The following is a 7,984-nucleotide window of genomic DNA, read 5'->3' on the forward strand; positions in this document are numbered from 1 at the left end:
CACCACTATCCGGGACTCAACTCAGGACCTCGACCGGCAGATCGATGCCCTCCGGCAGGTCGGGATCGCCGCCGAGCGGATCTATGTGGACAAGAAGTCCGGGGCCACCACGGAGCGTCCCGGGCTGACCGCGGCGCTGGCCTACGCCCGGGAGGGTGATGTGATCGTGGTGCACACCCTGGACCGGCTCGGGCGCACGGTGCGCGACACCTTGAACCTGATCCATGACCTCGCCGAGCGGGGGGTGGGGGTGCGCAACCTGGCGGACCCGATCAAGGTGGACTCCACCAATCCGAGTGATCCGATGGCGCAGTTGGCGGTGGTGCTGCTGGCGTTGTTCGGGCAGATGGAGCGCACCTACACCCTCGAGCGGGCTGCTCATGCCCGGTCGGTGGCCGCGGCGAAGGGCCGGCGGATCGGGCGGCCTACGGTGGTGGATCCGGACAAGCTGGCCTACGCGGCGCATCTGCGCGAGAGCGGGCACACGATGGCGGAGATCGTGGCCAAGACCGGGATCACGCGCACCAGTCTCTACCGTCACCTCCCGCCGCGGTCCCCGGAGCCGGTGACGGCCGGACCGGTCACCGCCGCCGAGCCCGAGCCCGGTCCGGCGGACTGACCCAGGTGGGGTGATGGTGGTGGTGCAGCTGGGTCCGCAGGAGAGAGCGGCATTGTTGCGCCAGCACCTCGACGAGGGGGTGCCGCTGACCCGGCTCGCCGCCCACGCCCAGGTCTCGGTCCGCACCCTGCAGCGCTGGGCCGCCGAATACCGGGCGGACTCCTCCGCGGCCGGCTTGCAGCGCAAGGCCCGCAGCGACCGCGGCCAACGCCGGCTGCCTGCGGAGCTGATCGCGGTGATCGAGGCCCTGGCGCTGCGCCGCCCGGCGCCGACGACCAGGTTCATCCACCGCCGGGTGTGCGATCTGGCCCCGGAGCGCGGCTGGGCACCCCCGAGCTACTCGAGCGTGCGCAGCGTGATCGCCGCGATCGACCCCGGGCTGCGCACCCTGGCCCTGGAGGGAGACACCGCCTACCGGGACCGATACGAGCTGGTGCACCGCCGGTCGGCGGTGAGGCCCAATGAGCAGTGGCAGGCCGACCACACCCTGCTCGACGTGGCGATCCTCGACAACCGGGGGCGCCCGGTGCGGCCGTGGCTGAGCGTGATCCTCGACGACTACTCCCGCGCGGTCGCCGGCTACACCGTCTTCACCGGCGCCCCGAATGCCGAGCAGACCGCCCTGGCCCTGCACCAGGCCGTGCGAGCCAAGCCCGACCCGCGGTGGCCGGTCCAGGGGTTGCCCGAGGTGCTCTACAGCGACCACGGGGCCGACTTCACCAGCACCCGGCTGGACCGGGTCTGCCTGGACACCCACATCCGGCTCATCCACTCCCGCGTCGGGGTCCCGCAGGGGAGGGGCAAGATCGAACGCTTCTACGGCACGATCACCACCGAGGTGCTCCCGCACCTGCCCGGGCACATCCCGCACGGCACCGGCGGCACCCCCACCTCACCACCTGCCCTGAGCCTGGAGCAGCTCGACGCAGTGGTCCAGCGCTACCTGATCGAGGACTACCACGCCCGGGTGCACTCCGAGACCGGACAGGCCCCCGCCGCCCGCTGGATCGGGGCCGGGTGGATCCCGCGCACCCCGGCCCGGGGCGAGGATCTCGACCTGCTGCTGCTCACCGCTGCGACCACCCGCATCGTCCAGCGCGACGGCATTCGCTTTCAAGGCACCCGCTACATCTGCCCGGTGCTGGCCGCCTACGTCAGTGAGACCGTGACCATCCGCTACGACCCCCGCGACGCCGGCGAGGTGCGCGTCTACCACCAGGACACCTACCTGTGCCGGGCGATCGCCCCCGAACTGGCCGCTGAGACCATCACCCTCCAACAGCTGCAGCAGGCCCGGGGCGCCCGACGCGCCGCGCTCAAGCAGCAGCTGCGCGCCCGGCGCAGCCTCGCCGACGCCCTGCCCGCCGACGACCGCTGGGCACCACCACCCGCCCCGGCGCCGGGCCCGACGGCAGACCCGCCGGCGGAGCCGGCGCCCCGACACCGGTTGCGGACCTATGCCACCGACTGAGCCCGACTCCTCCCGGAGCCTGCTGGGCAAGGACGACGACGGCCGGCGCTTCCTCTCCGGCACGTTCGGGGAAATCGCAGCCTTGGGCCCACCCCCGGACCCCGCATCACCCCTGCTCCTTCCCACCCGGGAGCACCGCCGTTTCACCGAGTTCGCCGACACCGTCCGCGCCCACCGCTACATCGGCCTGTGCTGGGGCCCACCCGGGGTCGGCAAGACCCTCTCGGCCCGCCACTACGCCGGGGCCCCGCAATGGGAGCAGTGGCAAAGAGACCTGGGCGAGGACCGCGAGCCCGGCCCCATCCCTGAGCAGGTCCTGCAGGCCCGCACCGCGCTGTGGACCCCGACCGTCACCGCCAGCCCCCGACAGGTCGACCAAGCCCTCCCGCGGGCCTGCCAACAGATCTCCTACGCCATCGACTACCACCACCACGGCCGCGTCGACCCGTTCGTGCACCCCGACTCGCGTTCCTCCGGGCTCACCGAGCTGCTCATCATCGACGAGGCCGACCGGCTCAAGACCACCGGCCTGGAACAGGTCCGCGACTACTACGACCGCCACACCCTCGGGGTGATCCTCATCGGAATGCCCGGCATCGACAAACGCCTGGCCCGTTACCCCCAGCTCTACAGCCGTGTGGGCTTCGCCCACGAATACCGCCCCCTCACCCCCGAAGAGCTCACCGCCGTCCTGAACCGCCGCTGGCACACCGACGGACTCGCCGGCGAGGACGACGAGTTCACCCAGGCGGTCGCGATCGCCACCATCGCCCGGATCACCGGCGGCAACTTCCGTCTCGTCGACCGCCTCCTCACCCAGATCCAACGCATCCTCACGATCAACCAGTTGGCCACCGTCACCCCCGAAGTGGTCGAAGCCGCCCGCGAGTCACTCCTGATCGGTCACTGAGCACACGGGCCGGCCACCAGCTCCTGAGATCCACCGGCCAGGCAATCGCCTCTGGCAGCGACTCCTCGAAAGGGCCCCCGGGTCTGGGGCACATACGGTCGTGCACATGACATTGCCGCGGTGACGTCTTGACCTTCCTCTTCAGGGGAAGGTGCAGGCTGGGCACAGCACAGCACCGCACACAGACGGCCCGTCGGGGCCTTCATCACGGACTTACGGAGGCCGGTCATGCCTGAGACGGGAACGCACGAAGTGGACCTGGCGATCATCGGTTCCGGCGGTGGTGCGTTCGCCGCCGCGATCCGGGCCACCAATCTCGGCAAATCAGTGGTGATGATCGAGCGTGCCACGGTCGGGGGCACCTGCGTGAACACCGGGTGCGTGCCGTCGAAGGCGCTGCTGGCCGCCGCCGAGGCCCGCCACGTGGCGCTGGACGCCACAGGACGGTTCCCCGGTCTGAGCACGTCGGCCGCCGGGGTGGACATGCCCGGGCTAATCGTCGGCAAGGACGCGCTGGTGGAGGGAATGCGCTCGGACAAGTACCTGGATCTGATCGCCGACTACGGCTGGGAACTGGCCACCGGCGAAGCGGTGTTCACCGGCACCGCCGAGGATCCGGCGCTGGAGGTCACCGGAGCCGACGGTTCCTGCCGCCGGGTGCGGGCGGCCCACTATCTGGTGGCCACCGGCTCCACCCCGATCGTCCCGGAGATCGAGGGTCTGGATCAGGTGGAGTATCTGACGTCGACCACGGCCATGGAGTTGGACGAGGTGCCGGAATCGCTGCTGATCATCGGTGGCGGGTACGTGGGCCTGGAGCAGGCTCAACTCTTCGCCCGCCTGGGCTCGATGGTCACCATGGTCGTGCGGTCCCGGCTGGCCTCCCATGAGGAACCCGAGGTCTCCCGGACCCTGAGGGGCGTGTTCGCCGAGGAGGGCATCCGGGTGATCCCCCGGGCCACCGTCTCCTCCGTGACGCCCGACCGGGACACCGGGGAGGTGGTGGCCACCGTCACGGGCCCGGGCGGGCAGGACACCCTGCGGGCGGGCCGGCTCATGGTCGCGGTCGGGCGCCGTCCGGTCACCGAGAACCTGGGCCTCGGCTCGGTCGGGGTGGACACCGGGGCGCGCGGGGAGATCCTCGTCGACGCCCGGATGGCGACCTCGAATCCGAAGGTGTGGGCGGCCGGGGATGTGACCGGGCACCCCCAGTACGTCTACGTGGCCTCGGCCCACGGGGTCACCGCGGTGGAGAACGCCTTCCACCACACCGGCCAGCAGATCGACTACACCCACCTGCCGCGGGTCACTTTCTCCTCCCCGGCCATCGCGGCGGTGGGCATGACCGACCAGCAGGCCCGGGAAGCCGGCCTCCGGTGTGAATGCCGGGTGCTGCCCCTGGAGTACGTGCCCAGGGCGCTGGTCAACCGTGACACCCGCGGGTTCGTGAAGATCGTCGCCGAGGCCGAGACTGGGCGGATCGTGGGTATCACCGCGGTGGCCAAGGACGCCGGGGAGCTTGCCGCGGCCGGGGTCTACATCTTGTCCGCGGGCATGACGGTGGATCAGGTCTCCACCCTGTGGTGCCCGTACCTGACGATGGCCGAAGGCCTCAAGATCGCCGCCCAGTCCTTCCGCACCGACGTCTCCAAACTCTCCTGCTGCGCCGCGTGAGGATCGGTCGGCCTCGAGCATCGAGCACAGCCGGGAGCTGACGACTCAGCAGGCACTGTAACGGAAGGGGAAGTCATGGCCCAGAGGTTGATCGTCATCGGTGGGGACGCCGCGGGGATGAGCGCGGCCTCCGCCGCCCGCCGCCAGCTGCCCCAGGACCAGTTGGAGATCGTGGCCTTCGAGCGGGGCCACTACACCTCGTATTCGGCCTGCGGGATCCCGTACTTCATCGGCAAGGACGTCGCCGACACCACGGAGCTGATCGCCCGTACCCCGCAACAGTTCCGCGACCACCACGCCATCGACGCCCGCACCGGTCACGAGGTCCTGGAGATCGACCTGCACCGCCGCGCCGTGCTCGTGCGCGACCTGACCGCCGGCCGGGAGGCCTGGGAGGGTTTCGATCAGCTCATGGTCGCCACCGGGGCCACCCCGGCCCGCCCGCCACTGCCCGGGATCGATGCGGCCGGTATCCACGGGGTGCAGACCCTCGACGACGGCCTGGCCCTGCGGGCGGTGCTGGAGCGGGACCGGCCGGGCCGGGCGGTGGTCGTCGGGGCCGGCTACATCGGCCTGGAACTGGCCGAGGCCCTGTCCGCCTGGGGCGTGGACATCACCGTGATCGGACGCCCCCCGGCCCCACTGCCGGGCCTGGACCCGGACATGGGCGCGCTCATCGCCACCGCGATGGAAGGGTACGGGATGGAGGTGCGGATGGAGGAGACCGTCACCGGCTTCGAGACCCACACCGGGAAGGTCACCGCCGTGGTCACCGATCAGGCCACCATCCCCACCGAGCTGGTGATCCTCGGCCTGGGGGTGACCCCGAACACCACCCTGGCCGCCGACGCCGGGATCCCCCTGGGCGAGACGGGGGCGATCGCCGTGGACCGCCGGCTGCGCACCGGCATCGAGGGGGTGTGGGCCGGCGGGGACTGCGTGGAGAAGTTCCACCGCGTCTCCCGCCGCCACGTGGCCCTGCCGCTGGGTACCCACGCGAACAAGGAGGGCCGCACCGCCGGGATCAACCTCGGCGGCGGCTACGCCACCTTCCCCGGGGTGCTCGGCACCGCCGTGACCAAGATCTGCGACATCGAAGTCGGACGCACCGGCCTCGGCGAGGTCGAAGCGCAGGCGGCCGGCTTCGACCCCGTCACCGCCGTGGTCGACTCCACCACCCGGGCCGGCTACTACCCCGGGGCCAAACCCATCCGCACCAAACTCATCGCCGAACGCGGCACCGGACGGCTGCTCGGCGCCCAGATCGTCGGGGAAGAAGGCGCGGCCAAGCGCATCGACGTGCTCTCCGTGGCGCTGTGGCACGAGACCCCGGTGGAAGAGCTGCTCAACATCGACCTCTCCTACGCCCCGCCGTTCTCCCCGGTGTGGGACCCGGTGCTCATCGCCGCGCGCAAGACCTGGCAGGCCGTCGAGACCGACCGCGCCCGCACCGAACCCGGATGACCACCGGCCCCTCCAGGGGCAGGCAGTGCCCTGCCCCCGGAGCCTTCCTCTACCGTGGAAGGCCACAGACCAGTCCAGGATCGAGGTGCGCACCGTGCGGATCGGTGAAGCGGCCGCAGCCGCCGGCATGACCACCAAAGCCCTACGGTTCTACGAACAGCACGGGCTGCTGCCCCCGGTGCACCGCGGCCCCAACGGGTACCGCGACTACCCACCCGAGGCCCTCGCCCGCCTGCAGTTCATCCGCCGAAGCAAGGCCGCCGGACTCAGCCTGGCCGAGATCCGGAACATCCTGCAGATCCGCGACGCCGGGCAGGCCCCCTGCGCCCACGTAGCCGCACAGCTCGCCCAGCAACTCACCGACCTCGACCAGCACATCGCTGAGCTCACCGCCCTGCGGGCCTCCGCGGCCGAGCACTACCAGGCCGCCTCCCAAGGCGACCCCACCCAGTGCGATCCCGCCCAAATCTGCAGCTACCTCTGAGCCCACAGCCGCACCACGGCCGCCAAATACCTCTGTCAGAACACCGCCATTCACCGTCGACAGTCACAGTCGTCGAGGACTGAGCTCGCTCGACGTACGGTGAAGGATCCCCTTACGGGCATGCGATCTGGGCTGACGCCTGTGATCGAGTGTTCAGTTTGCGCTGTATAGTTCAGTCCATGCTGACTATTGCTTCGCGTCTCGACGTGTTGAACCGCCTGGGTCGTGCACTGGCCGACCCCACTCGATCCCGGATCATCTTGACCCTGCTCGACCATCCCGCTTACCCGGCGGAACTGGCCCGAGATCTGGACCTGACACGCCCGAACGTGTCCAACCACCTGGCATGCCTGCGCGATTGCGGGATCGTCGTCTCCGAGCCCGAGGGTCGTCGGACACGATATGAGATCGCCGATTCGCACCTGGCGCAGGCGCTGACGGCACTGGTCGATGCCACCCTGGCAGTGGACGAAGACGCCCCGTGCATCGATCCCGCCTGCTCGCTTCCCGGATGCGACGCAGCTGGGGAGGGCGCATGAGCCTCACCTCGGTCTTGCAGGCGATGGGCCTGTTCGCAGCGACCAACATCGACGACATCATCGTGCTCTCCCTCTTCTTCGCGCGAGGGGCAGGCCAGCGCGGCACTACCGCCCGCATTCTGGCCGGCCAGTACCTCGGATTCGCCGGCATCCTCGGTGCCGCGGTCCTGGTGACCATCGGCGCCGGAGCATTCCTGCCCCCGGCAGCCATCCCGTACTTCGGCCTCATCCCTCTGGGCCTCGGCCTCTGGGCCGCATGGCAGGCCTGGCGCGGAGACGATGACGACGATGACGACGAGGCCAAGGTTGCCGGCAAGAAGGTCGGCGTGTGGACAGTCGCAGGCGTCACCCTTGCCAACGGCGGCGACAACATCGGCGTCTACACCCCTGTCTTCCTCAGCGTGGAACCTCTCGCAGTAGTCGCCTACTGCATCGTCTTCCTCGCGCTCGTCGCGGTCCTGGTGGCCCTGGCAAAGTTCGTCGCCACCCGCCCCCCGATCGCCGAAGTGCTCGAACGCTGGGAGAACATCCTCTTCCCCATCGTTCTCATCGGCCTCGGCATCGTGATCCTCGTCAGCGGCGGAGCCTTCGGACTCTGACGTAGCGGCAGCGATCCAAACGGCCCCGACCGGGCGCACCCCTCTCGGTTCAGACCGCGACACCTACCTGCAGCCAGTCCTGCGTGATCGCGGCAACAAGACCGCCACGGAGCGCTGCAAAAACCCCGCCACCAAGCGAACGAAGCCACAGCCCCGTCGCATCCCGGACGCCCGCCACAAACGACCGTTTGTGCCGGGGCGCTAGGGCATGTCTGACAATCGTT

At 70.2% G+C, this 7,984-nt stretch carries 8 protein-coding genes; all 8 read left to right on the top strand.

Features of this window, described 5'->3' with window-relative positions:
* Positions 1-7 precede the first annotated feature (7 nt).
* The 8 genes from SJ20_RS01640 to SJ20_RS01670 all read left to right on the top strand — a co-directional run bounded on the left by SJ20_RS01640 (position 8) and on the right by SJ20_RS01670 (position 7,760).
* Positions 8-619 (top strand): recombinase family protein, encoded by a 612-nt coding sequence (locus SJ20_RS01640; protein WP_082067562.1) that lies wholly within the window; start codon positions 8-10, stop codon positions 617-619.
* Positions 620-632: 13 nt separating this feature from the next.
* Positions 633-2,090, top strand: a complete 1,458-nt coding sequence (locus SJ20_RS01645) for a Mu transposase C-terminal domain-containing protein (RefSeq protein WP_044658717.1) — start codon at positions 633-635, stop codon at positions 2,088-2,090.
* Positions 2,077-3,000 (top strand): AAA family ATPase, encoded by a 924-nt coding sequence (locus tag SJ20_RS01650; protein ID WP_081994409.1) that lies wholly within the window; start codon positions 2,077-2,079, stop codon positions 2,998-3,000. Before SJ20_RS01645 ends, SJ20_RS01650 begins: the two co-directional genes overlap by 14 nt.
* 228 nt (positions 3,001-3,228) lie before the next feature.
* Positions 3,229-4,674, top strand: coding sequence for a mercury(II) reductase (gene merA / locus SJ20_RS01655; RefSeq protein WP_044658718.1), 1,446 nt, complete (start codon positions 3,229-3,231; stop codon positions 4,672-4,674).
* A 75-nt stretch (positions 4,675-4,749) separates the two neighbouring features.
* Entirely contained in the window at positions 4,750-6,138 is a 1,389-nt protein-coding gene (locus tag SJ20_RS01660) for an FAD-dependent oxidoreductase (RefSeq protein WP_044658719.1), read from the top strand.
* Positions 6,139-6,223: 85 nt separating this feature from the next.
* A complete protein-coding gene (locus SJ20_RS01665) occupies positions 6,224-6,622 on the top strand; it encodes a heavy metal-responsive transcriptional regulator (RefSeq protein WP_019311206.1) in 399 nt (132 codons plus the stop codon).
* 179 nt (positions 6,623-6,801) lie between these two features.
* Positions 6,802-7,161 carry a helix-turn-helix transcriptional regulator gene (locus SJ20_RS11660; protein ID WP_082067560.1) on the top strand — a complete coding sequence of 120 codons (360 nt, stop codon included), beginning with the start codon at positions 6,802-6,804 and terminating at the stop codon, positions 7,159-7,161.
* The gene (locus SJ20_RS01670; RefSeq protein WP_036341590.1) at positions 7,158-7,760 is read left to right on the top strand and encodes a cadmium resistance transporter; all 603 of its coding nucleotides are present in this window, start codon (positions 7,158-7,160) and stop codon (positions 7,758-7,760) included. Before SJ20_RS11660 ends, SJ20_RS01670 begins: the two co-directional genes overlap by 4 nt.
* The last annotated feature ends 224 nt before the right edge of the window (positions 7,761-7,984 follow it).

The sequence above is a fragment of the Micrococcus sp. MS-ASIII-49 genome (genome assembly GCF_000946635.1).
In the GTDB taxonomy this organism is placed as follows: Bacteria; Actinomycetota; Actinomycetes; order Actinomycetales; family Micrococcaceae; genus Micrococcus; species Micrococcus luteus.